The following is a 22,499-nucleotide window of genomic DNA, read 5'->3' on the forward strand; positions in this document are numbered from 1 at the left end:
GCTAATTAAGAATGCGAATAATTTCCTGAAGTTCATTCAATGGATAATTTCTAAGAATTAAAGAATCTAAATGATAGTAGATGACTGTCCTGTTTTCGGGAGGCAACTGCCTGGCAAGCAACCTGGCTGCCTGTTTCAGGGTTGCAATATCTACAAATTCCCGGCGGATCACATCATTGGTCCGAAGACTGTATCCTTCCAGCAAAGTGTCTTTCTTTACAGTGTACAGGCCATCCCCTGTCTCGGCAAAAACAGAGTTGTCGTCCAGTTTCACCTGGCGAACGATCCCTTCATAAACGGTTCCCTGCCTGAATAATATCTGCCATTCGAAGAGTGGCAATGCCACATCTAAAGGTAAAGAATATCGTGATATGGTATGGGTTCCCAGATAAGATTGAAGCGTGGCAATATCCAGTATGGAATTATGCCTGCCCGCCTGCCGCATATTTCCCATGTTATAGCACATGAGCAGTCCCCTGTCTACCGGCGGGATGCCGGCACGATCAGCATATTTCAGCTGGTAAAGCCTGACGGTAGCCGACAGTTGCCTGTTCTTAAAGAAGGGCTGACGACGGATCTGTTCCAAAAAACTGAAATAAGCGGCTTTGGTAGTTTGCGTCCAGTCGCAGTCTACCTGGATTTCCCGGATACGCGCCGCTGGTATGTTGCTGCAAAGGTCAGCTACCAGGTTCGCCACTTTGGAAGGCAAGGCCGTGTCGGGCTTCGCCCATATTTCGTTCATCAGGAAAACGACAGGAACAATTTCAAGGTTCTCCGGCAAGGGCGCCCTGGTATTCAACACCGCTACGGGCAACGGGCCTTGACCGGGTACAGGTGCAAGATCAAAGAGTTTGATGTAAAGTTTCGTGGCCGGCAACTGCCTGATGGCGGCCTGGGTAGCCCGGGTCGTGTCCCAGCTCTGCTTCCAGTAATAAAAGGCCGGGGTTACCGAATGAGGGTTTGGCTGTTTGCAGCCAAACAGTAAAACCAGCGCCGGTAATAACGGGAATAATCGCTTCATGCCGGCTATATCAATAATCTTCCGCAAATGATACCTGCTGCCACTGCAGCATTCAACGATTCGGCGCCCCCAAGTTTAGGGATGGTGATCTTATGTGTAGCCAGTTCCTGGACCTCGGCAGTCAGTCCCCTGCCTTCGTTGCCAATCAGGATAATGCCTTCTTTTATAGTAGAAAAATCTGCAATGTTTTTCCCGTGCAATGTAGCTGCATAAGAAGGGAGGCCGGAGCGCTTCAAAACTTCGCTAATATCGTATTCGGCTATACGAACACGGGCTATGCTTCCCATGGTAGCCTGGATAGTTTTGGGATTATAAACATCCACACAGTCGGGCGAGCAAATGATCTGGGGAATCCCGAACCAGTCTGCAATCCTTATGAGCGTACCCATATTCCCCGGGTCCTGAATCGCTTCCAGCGCCAGTACCACAGTGCCCTTTACCGGCATCGGGTTGCTGACGGGTTCCATATTTAACAATGCCATGGCATTGTTTGGAGTGGTCAGGGAAGACAGTTGCTTTAAAACCCCTTCTTCCACGGCAATCACATTCCCGGCGGGTAAATGCCGGATTGCGGATACATGCTGTTCTAACCAGGCGGTTGTAGCAAAGATCTTTTGAACCGGCATACGCGCCTGTAAAAGCTCCTGCACTATTTTATCTCCTTCGGCAATATACTGGCTGAATTTTTGCCTGTTTTTTTTGTGCTGTAATGATTGAATATATTTAATTTGCGCCTTTGACAACATGGGGCCAAACCTACACGATTTCTTTTAATCAGCCAAGAACTGGCGTAGCGCCCATCCGTCAACCTAACGCTTAAACATACATAACGTTTTGCCCGAGATGCTGAATAGTCCGACTCCCAAATATTTACTGCCTAAAACCTGGCTGCTGGTAGCGGTAGTATTCGTATTGGCCGGCTGTTCAAACACCAAATATCTCCAACAGGGGCAAACATTGTATACAAGCAGCAAAGTAGAAGTAGAGGGCGAGATCCTCAACTCCGAAAAACAGGACCTTCGCAGCGCCTTGTCTTCAAAATCATTGATGACGCAACAACCTAATACCAAGTTGCTCACCACCCGTATTAAAGTCTGGCTGTACAACCAGAAATACAACGAAAAAAAATCCAACTGGTTCTGGAACCTGGTGCTGGCTAAAAGAAACCTGGAAGAACCGGTAATTTACGATTCCACGAAAACCAAGGAATCATTAGACCGCATGTCGTCGTACCTCCATAACCAGGGCTTTTTCCATGCGACGGTAGACTATAAGGAAAAGACCCGGCGGCGCAAGACCAACGTGGTTTACCATGTAAACACCGGCAGGAATTTCGTTGTAGATAAGATCAGCTACGACATCCCCGATACTGCTATCAAAAACATAGTGCTTGCCAACGAGCACCTGTCGCAGATCCGAAAAGGCATGATATATAAATCGGCTACCCTGGGCAGTGAAAGGGAAAGACTGACCCGCCTGATAAGGGATGCCGGCTATTACAAATTCAACAGGGACGCCATCGAATTCACGCTCGACACATTGAATAAATCGCTTTTCCGTAATACCCTCAATCCATTTGAAGGTTTTGTGAATATCTTCAACGAAAACAAAGGAAGGGAAAAGCTGACGATGGATATTCTTATACATGTTAAGAATCCCGAAGATTCGGCTACCAGGTGGCAGTTATATCATATAGGGAAGATATACGCCTATCCTGATTTCTCGCTGAATGCCAATCCTACCGATACAACGCTCAAAGAAGATGTACGGAAATATATTACCATCCGTTATCACCAGGAGATCCTAAGACCACGCATTCTTTCCAGGTCTATCCTCCTGCGCCCGGGAGAACCTTATTCCCTGCAGCAGTATAACAATACGATCAATAAACTTTACGACCTGGGAGTATGGCAATTTGTAACCCTTAACTATAAGGAACCAAAAGATACTGTGAATACCCTGGATGCCTACCTGCAGCTGACGCCAAGGCGCAAACAGGAGCTGGGCGTAACATTCGAGGTAAGCAACAGTTCTGATTACACCCTTGGCTCCGGCGTTACGCTGAATTTCAGGCATATCAATCTCCGCAGAACGGCTACGCAGTTCGGCCTGACGCTGAACACCGGATTGGAGCTCGTCAGGCAGAAATCGGGTTGGGATCTGCAGGCCAAACAGTTTGGGGGCGAAATGAGCCTCACCTGGCCGCGGTTTGCCATGCCATTCAATTTGAAACATACCGCAAGGAGCAATGTTAAAACCCGCCTGACCCTCGGCGCCAATTACCTTTCACGTATAGACAAATTCGACATCACCAGCATCAACGCCTCTTTCGGGTACGATTGGAACGAAACCGCCTATAAACGATGGATAGTAAGACCAATTACCCTTAACTATGTAGGCGTATCTTTAAACCCGGGGTTCAGGGACACGGTAGTTAACGATAACCCTTACCTGAAGCGGAGTTTCGAGCCTGCGCTGATAGGCGGAGAAAGCGTTTCATTTATCTTTAACAACCAGGATATCCTGCATCCGAGGCACTACACTTATTTCAGGGCTAACCTGGAAGAATCCGGACTCTGGCTAAGTGGTATCAACAGTATCATGAATCGGATCAGCAAACGGGAAACGAACCTGGAGACGCTTACGAATGTGAACATCAGCAATTTCGTGAAGCTGGAACTGGATTACAGGCATTTCTGGAAACTGGGCATTCATAGCGTACTGGCTACCCGTGCATATGCAGGAGTAGGTATCCCCTACAGCTATTCCACCGTTTTGCCTTATGTGAGGCAGTTTACAGCGGGCGGGCCTAACAGCATCAGGGCCTGGAGGCTTAGAACGCTGGGACCTGGTTCGTATAAGGATTCGTCAAAAACAGCACAGACCTTCCCTGACCAGACGGGCGATATGAAGCTGGAAGGAAATATTGAATACCGTTTTGATCTGCTGAGGATGTTCGGCGGAACCGTTAACCTGAAAGGAGCTACTTTCCTGGATATAGGCAACATCTGGATGATCCGTAAAGACAGCACCCGGCCGGGATCAGAGTTCCGGTTCGGTTCATTGTATCACGACCTCGCTATGGGCACGGGCGCTGGTTTAAGGCTGGACTTTTCTTTCTTCCTCGTACGCCTCGACTGGGGTATTCCACTTAAAGTACCTTATTTCCAGGGCAATAAGAACGGATGGTATATCAGCGAATGGGACCTGAAAGACAGTCGCTGGCGCAGGGAAAATATTATCTGGAATATTGCTATTGGTTATCCGTTTTAGGAGCGGCATACTGGCTGATGAAATCTTCCATTTCAGTAGCATCTGCTAATTTAAATTCACCTATCCTTGTTCTGCAAAGGCTGCTCAGGTAAGCGCCGCAACCCAGTTCTGCACCATAGTCGTTGGCCAGCGAGCGGATATAAGTACCGGTACTGCAAACTACCCTGAAACTCACTTCCGGCAGGTTGATGCCCGTGATCTCGAATTCTTTGATAGTAAGTTTCCTTGGCTCTACTTTTACATCCACACCTTTTCTTGCCAATAAATAGATAGGTTTCCCGTTTTGCTTGATAGCAGAATGAATGGGAGGCAATTGCATGATCTCCCCGATGAAGGGCCTGGTAGCGGCCACGATGGCTTCGGGAGTAAGATGGCTGATATCTTTGAAGTTCTCGGGTTCAGATTCTTTGTCGAAGGTTGGAGTGGTGGCTCCCAGGGTAAAAGTGCCGGTATATTCTTTTTCCTGCGCCTGGTATTCGTTGATCTTTTTAGTCATTTTCCCGGTACAGCAAATGAGTAATCCTGTGGCCAGTGGATCTAAAGTACCTGCATGTCCTATTTTCGCTTTGGTGAGGTTGCGGATCTTCCGTACCACATCGAAAGAGGTCCATGTCAGCGGCTTATTGATCAGGATCACTGCTCCTTCCTGGTAATTAGCTTTATCGTTCGTTTGCATGGCGCAAAGATAGCATATTCGCGGGCAGCTGCGGGCATAGATGTATCAATAATAGTATTAATTTAAGTGATGTAACTGCTGAAAGCTGACCTCTTTTTACTAAATTCACGCAATTTTCAAAACACATGTCATTAGAACATCATAAGAATGCCACTTTGCGATATCAACAACAGGTTGACAATTCGCGTGATTATGTGCTGCCGTTCATTCAGCAGGAATTTCCTCAACTGGAGGGGCTGCGGGTAATGGAGGTAGGATGTGGTGAAGGCGGCGTATTAACTCCTTTGCTGGAAAAAGGCTGCAACTGTGTTGGAGTAGATCTGGCTCCCGACAGGATAGAACTGGCAAAAGGTTTCCTGCAATCCTATTTAGACAACGGGCAGTTAAGGCTCATTGCGAAGAACATCTATGACGTGGATTTCCTTGGAGAATTCATGCACTCTTTTGATGTGATCATATTAAAAGATGCGATAGAACATATTCCGGACCAGGAGAAGATCATAGGTCATTTAAAGAAGCTGCTCACTCCCAGGGGGCAGGTATACTTTGGTTTTCCGCCCTGGTATATGCCACATGGCGGGCATCAGCAGATATGCGATAATAAGTTCCTGAGCATGTTCCCTTACATACACCTATTGCCTACCGGCGTATACAGGGGCGTATTGCGGCTTTTCGGGGAAGCTGATGCTACAGTGAAAGACCTGATGGAAGTTAAGTCTACAGGCATTTCAATTGAGCGGTTTGAGAAGATTGTAAAAAGACAGCATTACAAGATCACTCAAAGAAGATTTTACCTGATCAACCCGATCTATAAGTATAAGTTCGGAGTTTCAGCGAGAGAGCAGTGGAAGCCAATTGCGGCGATTCCCTTCTTCCGGAACTTCGTGACTACCTGCGTGTATTACATGATCAAACCCGCGTAGGGTTTCACGCAAAGGAGCTAAGTTAGCAAAGAACGCAAAGGGATTTTTTTAAGGAAAATAAGAAAGCAAAGGAGCGAAGATTGTGTTGTCATTATATCTAACATGTAACACTTCTCGCTCCTTTGCGTTCTTAAAATTCGCTTCGATCCAAATCCCTTTGCGTTCTTTGCTAACTTAGCTCCTTTGCGTGAAACCCCTCCTTTGCGTTCTTATTTTCCTTAAAAAAATCCCTTTGCGTTCTTTGCTAACTTTGCTCCTTTGCGTGAAACCCGCTCCAGATTTCCCACGAAGCCTCCGCCTGGAGGATAAGCATTTCGTGGCCGTTCTTGATAATCGCGCCTTTTTCAGCTCCTTTTTGCAGGAAGGTAGTGGCTGCAGGATTATAAACCAGGTCGTACAACAGGTGCCTGGAAGTGATGTATTGGAAAGGAATATCCGGGCAGGTAGTTACTTCCGGGTACATTCCCAATGGCGTAGTATTGATGATAATGGTATTTGCTTCCAGCAATTCGGACGTTAGCTGGTGATAGGCTACAGCATGGCTGGTTCCCTGCCGGCTTACAACGGTAACATGAATGCCTAATTGCTGGAGGGCGTATATAACGGCTTTTGCTGCACCGCCTGTGCCCAATACGAGGGCGCGGTTATGATGCGGCTGCAGCAAAGGTTCCAGCGACCTGGTGAACCCGATCACGTCGGTGTTATATCCTCTTTTTACCCCGTTCCTGATATCTATACAATTGACAGCGCCAATTTTTTCAGCGGCAGGTGTAAGCTCGTCCAGGTAAGGGATCACTACCTCTTTATACGGGATGGTGACATTGAGTCCTTTAAGGTCCGGATGTTGCGCCAGTAATGCAGGAAAGTCGGAGATATTGGGAATCGGGAAATTTTCGTATTGGCAATCTGTAATATTCTCTTTTTCAAATTTCTCTTTGAAATACCCTTTGGAAAAAGAGTGGCCCAGGGGATAGCCGATAAGACCGTACAATTTCATAACCTAAGATTGAGACATAAAATTACAAAATACGGATTTGCAGAAAGACCTTATAGGAAAATCTATCTGCAAATCCGTATTCAAAATATTTTGGTGAACGATCTATTCTCTGTCGAGGAACAGGTTGAAGGTATCGCCTCTTAAACCTACTCTCATGGCTTCCAGGGAGATCACCTCGTTTGGAGCGAGGTTGCCAAGGTTGGCGTTGCAGCCAACGAGTTCGAGGAAGTATAATTGTTGTGCTTTCTGAGGAGCTTCCCAGATGATCTTTTCAGCAGGGATCTTTGTTAAGATCTCCTGTACGAGGCCTTCGCGAACTTCTCCGCTGCCGCGGTAAATACCAACGTTGCCGCTTTCGCGCGCTTCGGCAATCACGTAGGAGGCGCCGGCAGAAAGTTCAGCGCTCATCAGTTCGATCCATTTATAGGGAGGAATGATGTGTTCTGCATCTTTAGATCCAACCTCGCTTAATACCAGGCCGATCTTAGACAGTTTTTCGATATAGCCGCATTTTTCAGCATGCGGGATGATAACGGAACCATCAGAAACTTCCATGTAACTGATGCCATAGTCTTTTACCACTTTTACGTATTCATCGAACTGGTTGCGGATCATAAAAGCTTCAAACAGTGTTCCGCCGAAGTATACCGGTATGTTTGCCGACTGATAAAGTTCAATTTTTGCGCGCAGGTTGGGCGTTACATAGGCGGTACCAAAGCCTAACTTAAGGATATCAACATGCGGACCTGCTACGGATAAAAAATTTCGTGCTTCTTCCAAACTTAGCCCCTTATCCATTACCATGGTCAATCCATGAGTGCGGGGCTTCTTTGTCCTTTCCGGGATTTGTGTCAGATTAAAATTCATTTGAAATATTTTTATCTTCTTAATGGTCAGTAAAACACATACTAGTTCGCCAGGCGCTTAGGGATAGCGTATATGCAATTTTAGTAACCGGAAAATCTACGACTTTTGTCCATGACAATTAAAAGCCGGCGCAAAAATAAGAAGTATACTTTATTTTAATAAAGTAAATAACAATGGTTAACGCTTACGGCGATACTGGGCGATCAAATCAACTACACTGACATGCTGTAAAATAGCCGGATCCAGCTCCACAAGCTTTTTTACGATCTTAGGCGCTTGCTGTAAAGCTGTTTCCAGGTGCAATAACCCTTCTTTGGTACGGCCCATTGCAATCAGGATAGCGGCGCGGTAATACATAAAGATCGGCTTTCTGCCTGCCTTTTCTTCCGCGGTAGCCAGCTGGCTGAGGGCTTCTTCCAGGAATCCTGCCACATACAAGCCTTTTAACAGCTCTTGCCAGACAACAGGACTCTTAGGACGGGCTCTTACTGCGTTCATAAAGTAGATCAACGCTTCCTTGTGCTTTTCCATTTCGAGGTAGCATTCTCCCATACTCATATTGTACTCAGCACTGTTCTTATTGATCTTCAGAGCATTATGAAGTGATTTTATCGCATTCTCCCAGTTCGACTCCATCATGTAAGCCACTGCTATCTTGTAATAGAGTTTATCATCGTTCGGGCTAAGGTGGGAAGCTTTACGATAATAATATCTGGCCTGGGTATATTTTCTCTGTTTTTCGTAACAATGACCGATGGCCTCATAGATCACATCTTCAGGCTTTGCAATTTCCAGGTGCTTTTGCAGCACTTCGATAGCCTCTGCATATTTGCGAAGACGGATATAGGCATCGCCCATATTACGATAGGCATAGTCAAATTTCTCATCTATAGCTACTGCATACTGGTAAGCATCAATAGCTTTTTCATAGAGCTTGAGGCCCTGCAATGCTGTTGCCAGGTTAAACCAGGCAAGGTGGTTGAAAGGATGCTCGTCGATGATGGAAGTATGCAGGCGGATACTCTCTTCATTCCGTCCTGTAAACTCAGTCCAGAAACAGATCTTATGCAATGCTTCCTCATTATTCGGGTCATACTCCAACGCCATTTTCAGGCAATCAAACACCTTCTCGAATTCTTCCCAGTCATCATACACATCTGCCAGTTCCAGCAACAGATCGATCCTGTCCTCTCCTTCAAACTGTTCTATCTGTTCTTCCAGCACTGCAGCAGCTTTCTGATGCTGGTTGAGCGCCAGGTAAACATCCGTTTGTAAAATGTAGAGATTAATGTCGGTTCTGTCGAGGATGGCGGCCTTTTCTAATAAATCCAATGCTTCGGTGTATTTTTTTGTTTCTATTAGTAAGTTGGCCTTTTTCAGTAGCAGCGTAGAAGAGTAGGGAAATTGTTCGATAGCTATTTCAGCGGCTTGTAACGCAATTGGCATTTCGTCACGCTCGTCATAATAGTCGATGATCTGCTCGAATGAGTCTTCGTCAAGAAAAGAATGAGACTGTCCAGTCCGGAGGTTTTCAAACTGTTGCAACAAGTCTCTCAGATCATCAAAATCCTCGTTTAAAAATGAAAAGTCTTTACTCATTACTGTAAATATAGTGTTTTTATACATCGCACTTTCGCAGCGGGAACGAAAGTTTTTAAATATTTTTTAACATTTTCTTAGGATTTTGTCGTAACTTCGTTAAGGATTTGTTATATAATACATCAAAAAGTTTGTATATTTGTGATAACAATGAAAGCGAAAACCAACATATTACGCAGTTTTTCATTGTCTTGCTTGTTAGTAGGCGCTTTGGTGTGCTTTGCTCTCAATGCGCTGGCAAATAATAACTTTTTGCCTTCCGATAATAATAAAGACAAAGTGAAAAAAGAAGCAGATGGTCCAGGCCATGTGATCAGCACTGCTATTCCCAGAACCAAGCTGAGCCTCGACGGCGGCTTCCGTTTTTCTGGCGCAGTTAATTCTGCCTTTAAGTTAACCACACTTCCACATACCGACTATAACGTAATCAACTTCAAAACGATTATAACCTATACAAAAGGTAACGTTACTTACGTAGTTCCTTATAATGTGCAAGTGCAGAACCAGCCTCCGGGAAATGGGAACTTTCAGAAACTGCAGATCATTCTGCCTCTTAAGAAAGGGTAATCAACTTAAACGTTCTTCAAGTACAATATCCGGTTAAAAAGTATCACAGCTTTTTAACCGGTTTTTTTTGCAGTTATTACATGTTTTGAAGCTCCTGCTGGCTAACTACCTTATATCCCTTTTTAGGTACATCAAAATAAGAAGCAGGAATCGGGTTCAACTCGACCCGGGATGCGATTACACGCATTTTTTCGCCTGTTTTAGTCAGGATCTCAAATTCCAGGGGCATCCCCCCTAAATTCATAAATCGGCGGTTATATTGCTTGTTTTCAGGCACCAGGTCCGGCGTATAATACACTTCAAATGTTTTTCCATCCGGCATTAACCCAATAGCTCTCCTGCACTTGTAACCGGCAATCTCTTTCGTTTCAGGCTGATCAGTGAATTTGATTCCTTCATATTGCTGCATATCCTTCAGGTATTGCTGCCGGTCGGTTTTTACCATATACTTATTCCCATGCTGGTCGATCAACGTCGTAATAGTCTCTTCCTTGTGATTGATCAGGTAAGTGTAGTTAACAATATTGAAGTTAATATCTATCCGGCTGTATGCACCTTTCATGTACTGAGTTAAAGAACTTCCTTCCAGCATCTGATCCAGTTGCAATTGTTCAGGCGGCAATACCATCTTGTAAACGATCTTGGCATCCGATACAACACGCTGAGCCCAGGCAGAGGTGGTAAGGAATAACAGGTAACAAAATAAATAAATGCGGTATGACATAGTATGGTGGTAGATTAATAATATTCGGAACAGCACAACGCCCAACAGGTTACCATTTTATTTTTTCTTTGTTTAAAAAAGCCGCTATCCCACGTTTACATTCTTCATGGCCCCGGGTCTGCGCATTCAATTCTGCAGCCCGCCCGAGCCCGTCTTTTATAGGTAGGTCCAACACCGTGCCAATAAGATGTTTAGTCACTTTTAACGAATTAGCAGCCGCTTCCGTACATAAACTTACAGCAACTTTATGAACATGTTCTGCAATAGCGGACGCCGGTACAACTTCAGTTATAAGCCCCTGGTCCATAGCCTTTTGTGCTGTGATCAGCTTCCCTGTCAGCAACATTTCCCTTGCTCTTCCCTCCCCTATCTTTCTGACCAGGAAAACAGCTACCAGCGCAGGAACAAAACCAATTTTCACCTCTGTATACCCCATCAGCGATTCCGGCACGGCATAACTAAGATCGCAAACCGTCATAATTCCACAACCACCGGCAATTGCATGCCCTTCTACCTGTGCAATAACAATCTTATCTAGTTGGTAAATTTCCAGGAATAACTGCATCAACTCCTGTGAATCTGCAAGGTTTTCATCGTAATTATTCTGTTGCAGCTGCTGCAAATACTCCAGGTCGGCCCCGGCACAAAAAGCTTCTCCATTACCCTTCAGCACTATTACCTTCACTGCTTCATCTTCGCCCGCCTGCCGGAAAGCATTACGTAACTCTGCTACCATAGCCCCGTTCAGTGCATTGCGTTTTTCGGGCCTGTTAAGTGTGATAGCAGCGATCCTGTCTGCTACTTCATAAGTAATAAAAGAAAATGCCATGAGCTATCGAATTTAAAAACCAATAGGCTTTTGTATCCTGTTAACTCATGGCAATCTAAGCAAAAAAAATTAATGGGTGATCTCAGTTATCACCTGCCCCACAGAGCCGCTAGGCATCTGTATCTGCAACAAAGCAGCCAATGTAGGAGCTATATCTGTCATCCCGATAGTTCTGTTGGTTTTACCATGACTGATGCCCCAACCCATCCAGACCAACGGGATGTGCGCATCATAAGGGTTCCACAGACCATGGCTGGTGCCGGTTCCCGGCTCGTCGAGGTAGCCTGGCTGCAATACGATCTGGATATCGCCGCTTCTTTTGGCGTTATAACCATTCGTCATCATTGTTCGCATTGGCTCCGGCAGGGTTACGGTTTTCAGGTCGGCCAGTACAAATGCGTTAGCTACTGCCGGTTGTTTAAGCAACCACCTGATAATGAATTGCTGTATTTCTTCTTCATTCTTGCCCGCTTTCTCAATCGCTTCATAATCCAGCGACAACTGGTAATTTGTATAAGCCAGTATAACGTTGGATATGCCAAACTTCTGCGCTACCAGGTTGTTCAGGGTTTTGACATCCGCATTTGCATCCAGGGAGCCTCCCGGCATTTTGTTTTCTTTCATGAAGTCGGGAACATGCGCAACGCCATGATCAGCAGTAATAAAGAACAGGTATTGTCCCTTTCCTATTTTGGCGTCCAGGTATTTGAAGAAGGTTGCCAGATCCTGGTCCAGCCGCAGGTAAGTGTCTTCTATTTCGATAGCGTTTGGCCCAAACTGGTGCCCTACTTTATCGGTAGACGAAAGGCTGATGGCGATCATATCTGTTACGTCTCCCTTTCCAAGATTATATCCTTCTATTGCCCTTTTGGCAAATTCAAGTGTTAAAGTATTTCCGTAAGGAGTATTAGCCACGTTCCCATTTGGGTTGGCAGTCAGGTTGTGAGGGAAAGAAGAATTGTTCTCGCCCTTAAATCTCCCTTCATAAGGTTTGTCGTCGGCCGTGCTCAGTTTGTAGGTGTCAATCGGGTACAGGGTAGTCCAGGGTTTGGAAAGATATTGGGCCGGCAGTTTTTCGTTATTGAAATTCTGCGCCCATGCAGGCAATGCGTTCATGTAAAAAGAACTGGTGATCCAGTTGCCGCTGCCGGCGTCGTACCAGAAGGCCCCGTTGGCGCTATGGCCAGCCGGGAGGATAGCTCCCCTGTCTTTGATAGCAACGCCTACTACTTTGCTCTGGAAGTTGGTAGAAAGACGCAGTTCATCGCCGATGGTAGTTACCAGCATGTTGCGCGGACTCATTTTACCCGCTTTGCTGTTGGCCCCAACGGGGGTGACTGTAGAATCTTCCGTACAATAAATTGTCCTGTTCAGTTCTTTGCTGTACCAGTCGTTGCCGGCAATACCATGGATAGCCGGTACGGAGCCTGTATACACGCAGGTATGCCCGCAGGCAGTAATGGTAGGCGTATAGTTAATAAGGGTATTTTCGCACGAAAACCCTTCCTGGAGGAGCCTTTTAATCCCTCCGGCCACGTAGCGGTTACTGTATCTGTACAGGTAATCCCAGCGCATCTGGTCTACAACAACTCCTACTACCAGTTTAGGCCGTGCAGGTTTGTTACTTTTGTGTACCGTATGATGATTGAATGGTGCTGGCGAGGTGGCTTTCTGAGCCATCAATGCTGCCGGAAAAATTAGGGCAGCAGTTAAAAATCGCGTAAATTTCATTGCGTCATAAGTATTTAAATGTCATGGTAATATACTTGGATAATACCTTATTTCATAGCAAAAAAACATTAATAAGTTAGTTTTAACTGATCATCCCGGTTAAGAAAAAGTAATATTTATATACCTTTGTGACCGTTTTTAAAGATGAATTAACCATCACATAATATACCGTATGGATATTTTCGAGAAACTGCTGAAACATCTGGGCCCTATCGGGGAACATTCAGACAGAGCCCATGGCTATTTCGCGTTTCCTAAACTGGAAGGCGAAATAGGTCCCCGCATGAAATTCCGGGGCAATGAAAAGATCGTTTGGAGTCTGAACAACTACCTGGGGCTTGCGAACCACCCGGAGGTACGCGCTACGGATGCGAAAGCCGCTGCCGATTTCGGCATGGCTTCACCTATGGGAGCAAGGATGATGAGCGGTAACACTAACTACCATGAACAACTGGAAAATGAACTTTCCGACTACATGGGAAAAGAAGCTACTACCCTGCTCAACTATGGTTATCAAGGCATCATGAGCGCTATTGATGCCATTGTTGGCCGTAGAGATGTTATCGTGTATGACGCAGAGTGCCATGCCAGTATCCTGGACGGTTTGCGCCTGCATCCCGGAAAACGTTATGTTTTCAAGCATAACGATATGGAAGATTTTGATAAACAGATGAGACGCGCCACTGAACTGGCTAAAACCCAGGGCGGCGGTATCCTGGTAGTAACTGAAGGTGTGTTTGGAATGGCTGGCGACCAGGGTAAATTAAAAGAGATCGTTTCATTTAAAGATAAATATGAATTCCGTTTGCTGGTAGATGATGCCCATGGTTTCGGTACAATGGGTAAAACCGGCGCGGGTACAGGAGAAGAACAGGGCGTTCAGGATAAAATTGACCTGCTGTTCAACACCTTCGCTAAATCCGGCGCTTCTATCGGCGCTTTCATCAGCGGCGACAGACCTATTATCAACTACCTGCGCTACAACATGCGCTCCCAGATCTTCGCTAAATCTATTCCTCTGCCGATCGTGATCGGCCACCTGAAAAGGGTAGAACTGATGCGTAAATATCCTGAGATGAAGGAGAAGTTATGGTATAATGTGAATAAGTTGCAGAATGGGCTGAAAGAGCGTGGCTTCAACATCGGCAGAACTAATTCTCCCGTTACTCCTATCTACCTGCAGGGCGATATTCCTGAAGCTACAGCGATGTGTCTCGACCTGCGTGAAAACTACAATATCTTCTGCTCTATTGTAGTGTACCCGGTTATTCCAAAAGGCCAGATCATTTACCGCCTGATCCCAACCGCTGCACACAGCGATGAGGACATCGAGTTAACATTGAAGGCGTTCAGCGAAACCAAAGCGAAACTGGATCAGAAAGTTTACCAGGTAGCTGAAATTCCAATGGTATAAGATTAACCACTATATAAAAAAGAAGACGCCCTTGCGGCGTCTTTTTTTATTGCTGATAACTTCCTGCGAGTTTGATCAACCTGTCGGGGTAATTAGTGATAATCCCATCCACTCCCAGCTTTAGCAACTTTTCCATTTCCTCCGGCTGATCTACCGTCCAGGGTATTACTTCCACGTTTTTAGCATGGGCATTCCGGACCAGTTCCCCCGTTACCAGTTTAAAATCAGGACTGTAGATAGAAGGCGTAAATCCAAGAGTTGCGATATTTTCGTCCAGCGACCCGCTGGATGTCAGCAGCGCAGTTTTCTGACGGGGATATTTTTTATGCAACACCCGCAGCGTACGGAAATCAAAAGACTGGATGATAACACGGCTCGCTATCTTCTTCTTATTTATAACTTCCATCAGGAGGTTCACAAATACTTCGGGTACCGGGTTCAATACCCCATCTCCCCGTTCTTCCGACTTGGTTTCTATATTATAATAAACCGGTTTTAAGTGATTCTTTTTTACATAATTTTCAACAGAATCTATTAACGCCGCCAGTAAGGGCCGGGATACTTTAAACCTGGCCTGTTCAGGGAAACGCGGGTAAGGTTTTGAACCTGCATCATACTTGCGGATGCTATCATAGGTCATGGAAAAAAGGATGAGGCGCGGTTGTTCTTCTTTTGAAATACTGCTGCCATCTGGCTTGAGTATAAAATCACCGTTCATATACGGGTCGTGCGATACTACCACTTTGTTATCTGCAGAAATAATGCAGTCCAGCTCCAGTGTACGGGCGCCCAGTTTTACTGCGTTAAGCATAGCGGGGATAGTGTTTTCGGGCATAAGTCCCATACCGCCCCTGTGGGCCTGCACATCGGTCTTTTGCTGGGCGGAAGCCCGGAATCCGGCCAGGGAACAGGCAACAGCCAGTAATACAATACTTTTTTTCATTGTTGGATGTTAAGAATGGTAAGATACGGCTTTCGTGAGAACAGGCGGTTGCTGGCAGGAGAATTATAAAGGAAAGTTAACTTCAACGGTTATACGGTTTAACAAACAAAAAGGGCTGATTGCTCAGCCCTTACTCAAATCGTTCTTTCACTAGGTGTAAATTTTCATTTAGATTTCATCAGGACATGGTGTAGAACAAATGGTTTTCATAGAAGTTGGAATAACCAAGTGATTCCAAATATTTTATGATGAGTACTATCTCAAATACGGTATTGATTGTTATTCGATTCTTTTCAAAAATATCATAGATTTCAGCAAATTTCATAACACGTATGTGCTATTTTGTTAACAGCTTGTTAAAGAGAGTTAACTGCAATAATAAGTCACCAAAATACAAACGGAGAACATTTGGGGTATTTGATTGGCTAAAGCGATACTTTGGTCGAAAACCTTTGGCACTGCAATGGGGTATAAGTGTATAACACCTTTATAACAGCGGGTTTGAAAAGCAATAAAAAAAGCCGGTCAAAACTGACCGGCCTTCGTAATAATATATCAGGCAACATCCTATTTCAGGTGTTCTTCGATAGACGTGTCGTATGATTTTTTCCAGGTGCTTACTTTACCCCAGTCTTCTCCACTTACTTTCACTTCTTCTTTCGTTACTACGCCAACTTTTTCATATCTCACCGAGTTATCGCTCGCATCTACCAGGCCATGCAATAACGCTTCGAATTTCTCCTTATCGGCAGGTTTAACGGTAACGACTACACGGCTTTGGCTTTCACCGAACAGGTAAGCATCTTTACGGAACTTGTTGTTAAGTTGCAGATCGAAACCTAAACCGCCTGGCATAGCGCTTTCCAGCAGGGTAACGAACAGGCCGCCTTCGCTGATATCGTGAGCTGACTGGATCAGACCAGCTTTGTTCAGTTTAGTGATCGCCTGTTGAACATGCAGTTCTTCATCCAGGTTGAAGTGAGGCGCAGGACTGAATTCAACGCCAATGATCTTGTGCAGGTACTCGGAGCTGTTGATATCATTACGGCTGCGGCCTACTATATAGATCAGGTCACCTTCTTCCTTAAAGTCCAATGTGATGCGTTGATCCAGATTTTCCAGGATACCCACCATACCAATAGTTGGAGTTGGATAAACCGGGCCGTCAGGAGACTGGTTGTAGAAGCTCACGTTACCGCCGGTTACAGGAGTATTGAACTTGCGGCAGGCTTCACCCATACCCTGCACGGCATGAACGAACTGGTAGTAAACTTCAGGATCGTAAGGATTACCGAAGTTCAGGCAGTTAGTGATTGCCACCGGTTCGCCACCGGAGCAAACAATGTTACGCGCAGCTTCGGCAACAGCGATCTGACCGCCTTTATGGGGATCAGCAAAAACATAACGGCCATTACAGTCGGTAGTTACAGCTAATGCTTTCCTGGTAGGTTTTACCAATACGATTGCAGCGTCGCTAGGCGCGTTGGTGCTGGCGTTGGCAGTACCTACCATGCTGTCGTATTGATTATATATCCAGCGTTTTGAAGCGATGTTTGGCAGTGCCACGATCCTTTCCGCTACGAACTTTGGATGTTCGGTATCGGGGATGTTTTGAATATCGAATGCTTTGATCTTTGCGAAATAAGCAGGTTCGGTATAAGCGCGGTGATATTGAGGAGCGCCTCCGCCCAGCACTAAGCTTTCGGCAGGAACATCCGCTTCCAGTTCACCGTTCATATAGAATTTCAGGTTGGTATCTTTAGTTACTTCACCGATCTGAACGCAGTGCAGATCCCATTTTTCGAAGATATCGAGCACTGGTTTCTCCTGACCTTTCTTCACTACAACCAGCATACGTTCCTGGCTTTCGCTCAGCAGCATTTCCCAGGCTTTCATATCTTTCTGGCGGGTAGGCACTTTATCGAGCCAGATATTCATACCATGCTCGCCTTTCGCACTCATTTCAGCGGTGGAGCAGGTGATACCTGCAGCGCCCATATCCTGCATACCGATGATAGCGCCGGTTTTGATGATCTCGAGGCAGGCTTCCAGTAATTTCTTTTCCTGGAACGGGTCTCCAACCTGAACGGCTGGCAAATCCTCCACGCTTTCTTCGGTGATGTTGGCAGATGCAAAAGAAGCGCCGCCGATACCATCTTTACCGGTAGCAGAACCTACGATAAATACCGGGTTGCCTTCGCCATGGGAAGTAGCGGAAACGGTCTGACCAACTTTTACAATACCAACGCTCATAGCGTTTACCAGCGGGTTGGTACCGTAGCAATCTTCAAAATAGGTTTCACCGGCCACGGTAGGAACACCGAAGCAGTTGCCGTAATGACCGATACCATGTACTATACCTTTAACTAAGTGTTGGGTTTTAGGGTCGTTGATATTTCCGAAACGCAGGGAGTTCAATGCTGCGATTGGGCGGGCGCCCATTGTGAAAATATCGCGGTGGATACCACCTACACCGGTAGCAGCGCCCTGGAATGGTTCGATAGCAGATGGGTGGTTGTGGGATTCTATCTTGAATACCACCGCGTAACCATCGCCAATATCAACCAGCCCGGCATTTTCTTCTCCGGCTTTAACCAGCAGTCTGTCGCCTTCGCGAGGGAGGGACTTCAGCCAAACAATTGAGTTCTTATAAGAGCAGTGCTCACTCCACATTACAGAATACATACTGAGTTCTGTAAAATTGGGCACACGGCCTAAAATGGTCTTGATCCGTTCAAACTCGTCAGCGGTCAGTCCTAACTGTTCAGCAATTTCTACGGTGGTTTGCATGTATTAAAGTATAAACTCGGGTGATTTAAAAGAAGTTGCAAAACTAGGTGTTTTTCCTGCAAATGCCAAGAGGTAAAGGGATACGAACTGAAAGCAAGCGATTTGCCTTTGGTTTCATATTACTATTTTTAAAATTTATCAGTTTTGGGACTTGCTCAGGTTAAATATTTGACCAAATAACAAAAAAACCATCTTTTCAAGGGTCAAAATGTAATTTTTCAGTTAAAATGAACAATTTATTTGCAATTATAACGTCTAGTGTGTTCTTTTGTGTAAAATATATTACAGCATGCAATCGTTACGTTTCAAAGCGCTGGAAGGATTAGCTGGCGTAGACTCCACTCTCTCCGAAAATAACGGTAAAATCACCGATGTATTTGGCAGCAATGTTTTCACAGGTAAAGTAGTTCGTGAATACTTAAGCGACGAGGCTTACAAGAGCCTGATGAACTCCATTAAAAATGGCACCAAGCTGGAACGTAAAATGTCCGAGCAAATTGCTTCCGGTATGAAAGCATGGGCTATGAAAAAAGGTGTTACTCACTACACCCACTGGTTCCAGCCTTTAACCGGTACTACCGCCGAAAAGCACGATTCATTTTTTACTCTTAAAGGTGATGGTACTGCTCTGGAAACTTTTGACGGCGATGCGCTCGTTCAACAGGAACCAGATGCATCCAGCTTCCCTAACGGAGGTCTGAGAGCCACTTTCGAAGCTCGTGGTTATACTGCATGGGATCCGTCTTCCCCGGCTTTTATCCTGGAAAACGCATCAGGTAAAACCCTCTGCATCCCTACCATCTTCGTTGCCTACACTGGCGAATCACTGGATTATAAAGCTCCCCTGTTAAAAGCACTGGCTGCACTGGATAAAGCTGCAGTTGATGTTTGCAACTATTTCGATAAGAACGTTACCAAAGTAACTGCTACCCTGGGTTGGGAACAGGAATACTTCCTGGTAGACGAAGCGCTGGCTAATGCACGTCCTGACCTGATCATGACCGGTCGTACTGTTGTAGGTCACGCTCCTTCTAAAGGTCAACAGCTGGAAGACCACTATTTCGGTGCAATTCCTGACCGCGTTTACGCTTACATGCGCGATTTTGAACTGGAAGCCTACAAACTGGGTATTCCTTTAAGGACCCGTCACAACGAGGTAGCTCCTTCCCAGTTCGAGTGCGCTCCTATCTTTGAAGAAGTGAACATCGCAGTAGACCACAACTCACTGCTGATGGACGTAATGAATAAAGTGGCTAAACGTCACAAACTGAAAGTGTTATTGCACGAGAAACCTTTCGCAGGCATCAACGGTTCAGGTAAACACAATAACTGGAGCATGGCTACAGATACCGGTGTAAACCTCCTGGCTCCGGGTAAGACCCCTAAGACCAACCTGATGTTCCTCACTTTCTTCGTGAACACTATCAAAGCAGTACATGATTATGCAGACCTGATGAGAGCTTCTATTGCTTCTCCAAGCAATGACTTCCGTCTGGGCGCTAACGAAGCTCCTCCTGCTATCATCTCTGTTTTCACCGGTAAATACCTGCACGAAGTACTGCAAGAGGTTAAAACCCGTGTTAACAACAAATTTGACGAACAAGACGAAGCGATCCTGAAGTTAGACCTGCACCGTCATATTCCTGAACTGTTGCTGGATAACACCGATCGTAACCGTACTTCTCCGTTTGCCTTCACCGGTAACAAATTCGAGTTCCGCGCCGTTGGTTCTACTGCAAACTGCGCCTCTGCAATGACCGTTCTGAACACTATCGTGGCTAAAACATTAGCTAACTTTAAAGTGGAAGTTGACGGCCTGATCGAGAAAGGTGAGAAAAAAGAGATTGCAATTATGCAAACTCTTCGGAAATATATTGTAGATTCGGAAAAAGTATTGTTCGAAGGCGATGGTTACAGTGAAGAATGGGAAAAAGAAGCTGAAAAGAGAGGTTTACCAAACATCAAGACCACTCCAAAAGCGCTGGATGCCTATGTAACTGAAAAAGCTACCAAACTGTTTACAGAAACAGGTATCTACAATGCCAAAGAATTACACGCCCGTCATGAGATCCTGCTGGAAGACTATGTGAAGAAAGTACAGATCGAAGCCCGCGTGATCGGCGATCTCGCTACCAACACTATACTGCCTTCTGCAGTTAGCTACCTGAACGACCTGATCGAAAACATCAAAGGTCTGAAAGAAATCGGGTTGGGAGAAGAAGCCGTTAAAGCTCAAAAACAAATAGCTGCTAAAATAGCTGAACATATTAATGTAATAAGTGAGAATGTACAGGCTATGATCGAAGCGCGCAAAGTGGCTAACAAACTTAGCGACAGCCGCCAGAAAGCGATCGACTACTGTGAAAAAATCAAGCCGTACTTCGATGTTATCCGCTACCACTCTGATAAATTAGAGTTCCTGGTGGATGACAAAAAATGGGCGCTGCCTAAATACAGAGAGCTGCTTTTCTTGCGATAAAACCGTAAGATTGTTTTGGTGTATGATTAGCCCCGGATTTTCATCCGGGGCTTTTTTTATGCACAACATTTCGTAAATTCAATGATACAGGATTTGTGGAGATATTGATCACTCCTAAATACTTCAGACAATGCTTTCGTTGAAAATGCTGTTCCTGGGCGGCATACTCGCTCCTACGATTAAAGAACAATAAGCGGTCTTGTAAAAAAAGAAGGTTGCCCCTTGATGAGAGACAACCTTCGTGGTATCGTTTATTGCTTTGCTTACACCAGCTTGAATGTTTCAGTGAACTTGGTAGTAAAGTTTCCTTTACGGAAGTTCTCATCGCGCATTAGTTGCTGGTGGAAAGGAATAGTTGTTTTAACTCCTTCGATCACAAATTCGCTCAGCGCACGTTCCATGGTGTTGATAGCTTCTTCACGGGTTTGAGCCATGGTGATGATCTTAGCTACCATAGAATCGTAGTACGGCGGAATTACGTAACCGGCATAGATATGAGAGTCTACTCTCACGCCATGACCGCCCGGGATATGCAGTGTAGTGATCTTGCCCGGAGAAGGACGGAAGTCGTTGTACGGATCTTCCGCGTTGATACGGCACTCGATCGCGTGCATTTGCGGAGTATAGTTTTTACCGGAGATAGGAATACCAGCTGCGATCTTGATCTGTTCTTTGATCAGGTCGAAGTTGATAACTTCTTCAGTAACGCCATGTTCTACCTGGATACGGGTATTCATTTCCATGAAGTAGAAGTTGCGGTGTTTATCTACCAGGAACTCGATGGTTCCGACGCTTTCGTAATTGATAGCTGCAGCAGCCCTGATAGCCGCTTCACCCATTTTTTCACGCAGTTCGGGAGTCATGAACGGAGAAGGAGATTCTTCTACCAGTTTCTGGTGACGGCGTTGGATAGAGCAGTCCCTTTCGCTCAGGTGGCAAACTTTTCCATATTGATCGCCAGCTACCTGGATTTCGATGTGCCGGGGTTCTTCCACGAATTTCTCCATGTAGATACCGTCGTTGCTGAAAGCAGCGCGGGCTTCGTTCTTAGCCATGTTATAGGCATTCTCAAGTTCACTTTCTTCCCAGACTACACGCATACCTTTACCACCGCCGCCGGCAGTAGCTTTGATGATCACCGGAAGACCCATGCTTTTCGCGAGGGCTTTAGCTTCATCCACGCTTTGCAGCAACCCGTCGGAACCTGGAATTACCGGTACTCCGGCAGCTATCATGGTTTCTTTTGCAGTCATTTTATCACCCATTTTCCTGATCATTTCAGGAGTTGGGCCAATGAACTTGATACCATGTTCTCCGCAGATCTCGGCGAAGCGGGCATTTTCAGCCAGGAAGCCATAGCCCGGGTGAATAGCGTCTGCATTGGTGATCTCTGCAGCCGCCATCAGGTGAGGGATGTTCAGATAAGATTCGGTGCTCTGTGGCTTACCGATGCATACTGCTTCATCAGCAAATTTCACATGCAGGCTGTCTTTATCTGCTGTTGAATAAACTGCTACCGTTTTGATACCCATTTCCTTACAGGTACGGATAATTCTGAGGGCAATCTCGCCACGGTTGGCAATCAATATTTTCTTGAACATTGTTTTCCTTATAAGTTAATAAAAGCTATATATAGCAAGATAGCTTTTAACAGATAGCCTTTAGG

General features: G+C 45.6%; 17 protein-coding genes. 5 read left to right on the forward strand and 12 right to left on the reverse strand.

What is annotated here, in order from left to right; genetic code table 11:
• Position 1 precedes the first annotated feature (1 nt).
• Together BLV62_RS07420 and BLV62_RS07425 are read right to left on the reverse strand one after the other, a co-directional pair.
• Positions 2-1,021, reverse strand: coding sequence for a hypothetical protein (locus BLV62_RS07420; RefSeq protein ID WP_089760215.1), 1,020 nt, complete (start codon positions 1,019-1,021; stop codon positions 2-4).
• Positions 1,022-1,026: 5 nt separating this feature from the next.
• Complete coding sequence (locus tag BLV62_RS07425) at positions 1,027-1,767, reverse strand: TrmH family RNA methyltransferase (RefSeq protein ID WP_089760216.1); 741 nt, start codon at positions 1,765-1,767, stop codon at positions 1,027-1,029.
• A gap of 97 nt (positions 1,768-1,864) precedes the next feature.
• Here BLV62_RS07425 and tamL point away from each other — a divergent pair, with 97 nt between their 5' ends.
• Positions 1,865-4,294 (forward strand): translocation and assembly module lipoprotein TamL, encoded by a 2,430-nt coding sequence (tamL, locus tag BLV62_RS07430; RefSeq protein WP_089760219.1) that lies wholly within the window; start codon positions 1,865-1,867, stop codon positions 4,292-4,294.
• Here tamL and truB read toward each other — a convergent pair.
• Entirely contained in the window at positions 4,275-4,970 is a 696-nt protein-coding gene (truB, locus tag BLV62_RS07435) for a tRNA pseudouridine(55) synthase TruB (protein ID WP_089760220.1), read from the reverse strand. The two genes, tamL and truB, sit on opposite strands and share 20 nt — an antisense overlap.
• Before the next feature lie 125 nt (positions 4,971-5,095).
• Between truB and BLV62_RS07440 the strand changes: the two genes are divergently transcribed.
• The gene (locus tag BLV62_RS07440; protein ID WP_089760222.1) at positions 5,096-5,893 is read left to right on the forward strand and encodes a class I SAM-dependent methyltransferase; all 798 of its coding nucleotides are present in this window, start codon (positions 5,096-5,098) and stop codon (positions 5,891-5,893) included.
• Positions 5,894-6,137: 244 nt separating this feature from the next.
• Here BLV62_RS07440 and BLV62_RS07445 read toward each other — a convergent pair whose 3' ends face one another.
• The 3 genes from BLV62_RS07445 to BLV62_RS07455 all read right to left on the reverse strand — a co-directional run bounded on the left by BLV62_RS07445 (position 6,138) and on the right by BLV62_RS07455 (position 9,356).
• Positions 6,138-6,890, reverse strand: a complete 753-nt coding sequence (locus tag BLV62_RS07445; protein ID WP_089760224.1) for a shikimate dehydrogenase family protein — start codon at positions 6,888-6,890, stop codon at positions 6,138-6,140.
• 102 nt (positions 6,891-6,992) lie between these two features.
• Positions 6,993-7,757: a phosphosulfolactate synthase gene (locus tag BLV62_RS07450; RefSeq protein WP_089760226.1), complete on the reverse strand. Its 765-nt coding sequence runs from the start codon at positions 7,755-7,757 to the stop codon at positions 6,993-6,995.
• A gap of 177 nt (positions 7,758-7,934) precedes the next feature.
• A complete protein-coding gene (locus BLV62_RS07455; protein WP_089760376.1) occupies positions 7,935-9,356 on the reverse strand; it encodes a tetratricopeptide repeat protein in 1,422 nt (473 codons plus the stop codon).
• A 150-nt stretch (positions 9,357-9,506) separates the two neighbouring features.
• Here BLV62_RS07455 and BLV62_RS07460 point away from each other — a divergent pair, with 150 nt between their 5' ends.
• Positions 9,507-9,923 (forward strand): hypothetical protein, encoded by a 417-nt coding sequence (locus BLV62_RS07460; protein ID WP_089760228.1) that lies wholly within the window; start codon positions 9,507-9,509, stop codon positions 9,921-9,923.
• A 76-nt stretch (positions 9,924-9,999) separates the two neighbouring features.
• On the opposite strand, the gene BLV62_RS07465 is transcribed toward BLV62_RS07460, so the two are convergent.
• From BLV62_RS07465 to pafA, 3 genes are all read right to left on the reverse strand, one after another.
• A complete protein-coding gene (locus BLV62_RS07465) occupies positions 10,000-10,647 on the reverse strand; it encodes a hypothetical protein (RefSeq protein WP_089760229.1) in 648 nt (215 codons plus the stop codon).
• A gap of 49 nt (positions 10,648-10,696) precedes the next feature.
• Entirely contained in the window at positions 10,697-11,476 is a 780-nt protein-coding gene (locus BLV62_RS07470) for an enoyl-CoA hydratase/isomerase family protein (protein ID WP_089760231.1), read from the reverse strand.
• A 69-nt stretch (positions 11,477-11,545) separates the two neighbouring features.
• Positions 11,546-13,207, reverse strand: coding sequence for an alkaline phosphatase PafA (gene pafA, locus BLV62_RS07475; protein ID WP_089760233.1), 1,662 nt, complete (start codon positions 13,205-13,207; stop codon positions 11,546-11,548).
• A 172-nt stretch (positions 13,208-13,379) separates the two neighbouring features.
• Between pafA and BLV62_RS07480 the strand changes: the two genes are divergently transcribed.
• Positions 13,380-14,621, forward strand: coding sequence for an aminotransferase class I/II-fold pyridoxal phosphate-dependent enzyme (locus tag BLV62_RS07480; protein WP_089760235.1), 1,242 nt, complete (start codon positions 13,380-13,382; stop codon positions 14,619-14,621).
• A 46-nt stretch (positions 14,622-14,667) separates the two neighbouring features.
• Here the strand turns inward: BLV62_RS07480 and BLV62_RS07485 are convergent, their stop codons facing one another.
• Both BLV62_RS07485 and purL read right to left on the reverse strand, forming a co-directional pair.
• On the reverse strand, positions 14,668-15,564 hold the full coding sequence (locus BLV62_RS07485; RefSeq protein WP_089760236.1) for a glycerophosphodiester phosphodiesterase family protein: 897 nt from the start codon (positions 15,562-15,564) through the stop codon (positions 14,668-14,670).
• Positions 15,565-16,131: 567 nt separating this feature from the next.
• A complete protein-coding gene (gene purL / locus BLV62_RS07490; protein ID WP_089760238.1) occupies positions 16,132-18,354 on the reverse strand; it encodes a phosphoribosylformylglycinamidine synthase subunit PurL in 2,223 nt (740 codons plus the stop codon).
• Positions 18,355-18,643: 289 nt separating this feature from the next.
• On the opposite strand from purL, the gene BLV62_RS07495 reads away from it, so the two are divergent.
• Positions 18,644-20,833 (forward strand): glutamine synthetase III family protein, encoded by a 2,190-nt coding sequence (locus tag BLV62_RS07495; RefSeq protein WP_089760240.1) that lies wholly within the window; start codon positions 18,644-18,646, stop codon positions 20,831-20,833.
• A gap of 263 nt (positions 20,834-21,096) precedes the next feature.
• On the opposite strand, the gene accC is transcribed toward BLV62_RS07495, so the two are convergent.
• The gene (gene accC, locus BLV62_RS07500) at positions 21,097-22,434 is read right to left on the reverse strand and encodes an acetyl-CoA carboxylase biotin carboxylase subunit (protein ID WP_089760242.1); all 1,338 of its coding nucleotides are present in this window, start codon (positions 22,432-22,434) and stop codon (positions 21,097-21,099) included.
• Positions 22,435-22,499 lie beyond the last annotated feature (65 nt).

Source organism: Chitinophaga terrae (ex Kim and Jung 2007), from assembly GCF_900107795.1.
Classification (GTDB): Bacteria; Bacteroidota; Bacteroidia; order Chitinophagales; family Chitinophagaceae; genus Chitinophaga; species Chitinophaga terrae.

What these genes read in the sequence shown, in the direction of transcription:
- BLV62_RS07450 (WP_089760226.1), bottom strand. Translation starts at nt 7,757, where the DNA reads ATGAATTTTAATCTGACACAAATCCCGGAAAGGACAAAGAAGCCCCGC.
- BLV62_RS07425 (WP_089760216.1), bottom strand. Translation starts at nt 1,767, where the DNA reads ATGTTGTCAAAGGCGCAAATTAAATATATTCAATCATTACAGCACAAA.
- BLV62_RS07460 (WP_089760228.1), top strand. Translation starts at nt 9,507, where the DNA reads ATGAAAGCGAAAACCAACATATTACGCAGTTTTTCATTGTCTTGCTTG.
- truB (WP_089760220.1), bottom strand. Translation starts at nt 4,970, where the DNA reads ATGCAAACGAACGATAAAGCTAATTACCAGGAAGGAGCAGTGATCCTG.
- BLV62_RS07420 (WP_089760215.1), bottom strand. Translation starts at nt 1,021, where the DNA reads ATGAAGCGATTATTCCCGTTATTACCGGCGCTGGTTTTACTGTTTGGC.
- BLV62_RS07470 (WP_089760231.1), bottom strand. Translation starts at nt 11,476, where the DNA reads ATGGCATTTTCTTTTATTACTTATGAAGTAGCAGACAGGATCGCTGCT.
- tamL (WP_089760219.1), top strand. Translation starts at nt 1,865, where the DNA reads ATGCTGAATAGTCCGACTCCCAAATATTTACTGCCTAAAACCTGGCTG.
- pafA (WP_089760233.1), bottom strand. Translation starts at nt 13,207, where the DNA reads ATGAAATTTACGCGATTTTTAACTGCTGCCCTAATTTTTCCGGCAGCA.
- BLV62_RS07480 (WP_089760235.1), top strand. Translation starts at nt 13,380, where the DNA reads ATGGATATTTTCGAGAAACTGCTGAAACATCTGGGCCCTATCGGGGAA.
- purL (WP_089760238.1), bottom strand. Translation starts at nt 18,354, where the DNA reads ATGCAAACCACCGTAGAAATTGCTGAACAGTTAGGACTGACCGCTGAC.
- BLV62_RS07440 (WP_089760222.1), top strand. Translation starts at nt 5,096, where the DNA reads ATGTCATTAGAACATCATAAGAATGCCACTTTGCGATATCAACAACAG.
- accC (WP_089760242.1), bottom strand. Translation starts at nt 22,434, where the DNA reads ATGTTCAAGAAAATATTGATTGCCAACCGTGGCGAGATTGCCCTCAGA.
- BLV62_RS07465 (WP_089760229.1), bottom strand. Translation starts at nt 10,647, where the DNA reads ATGTCATACCGCATTTATTTATTTTGTTACCTGTTATTCCTTACCACC.
- BLV62_RS07485 (WP_089760236.1), bottom strand. Translation starts at nt 15,564, where the DNA reads ATGAAAAAAAGTATTGTATTACTGGCTGTTGCCTGTTCCCTGGCCGGA.
- BLV62_RS07495 (WP_089760240.1), top strand. Translation starts at nt 18,644, where the DNA reads ATGCAATCGTTACGTTTCAAAGCGCTGGAAGGATTAGCTGGCGTAGAC.
- BLV62_RS07455 (WP_089760376.1), bottom strand. Translation starts at nt 9,356, where the DNA reads ATGAGTAAAGACTTTTCATTTTTAAACGAGGATTTTGATGATCTGAGA.
- BLV62_RS07445 (WP_089760224.1), bottom strand. Translation starts at nt 6,890, where the DNA reads ATGAAATTGTACGGTCTTATCGGCTATCCCCTGGGCCACTCTTTTTCC.